The sequence below is a fragment of the Teichococcus aerofrigidensis genome, from assembly GCF_054073225.1.
Window position 1 is genome coordinate 1 of sequence record NZ_JBSXMU010000302.1, and the last position, 400, is coordinate 400.

The window sequence follows — 400 nt, forward strand, 5'->3', positions numbered from 1 at the left end:
GCGCGAGCCCGTCCAGCGGGATGGCCGGCCAGGGCGCGGCCGGATCGCCGCGGGCCTCCAGCACGGCATGGGCAGCCCGCCCCCGCGCGGCCCGCGCGGCCTCCGCGATGGCGGCCCGCGGCAACACCGCCACCTCCACCTCGATCCGCTGCGCCTCGGCCAGGCGGCGCAGCACCCGCGCATCCCAAAGCACCTCCGCGGCGGCGAAGGGGACGTGCTGCTCGATCTCGAAGTCCAGCACCTCGCCCAGGCGGGCCTCGGCGGCCGCCGGCAAGGTCAGCACCCGGCGCAGGACCCAGGCCGGCGGCACCAGCAGGATCAGCCGGCGTGCCCGCCCCAGCGCGGCGGGGGCGCGGCCGGCCAGGGGCCCCATCGGCTGCACGCGCCCGCCCTGCAGGCG

1 pseudogene is annotated in these 400 nt (G+C 80.5%); it reads right to left on the reverse strand.

Annotation, left to right across the window (positions count from 1 at the left end):
* Window positions 1-400: pseudogene (locus ACVMLK_RS21350) on the reverse strand (hypothetical protein); the annotation flags it as partial.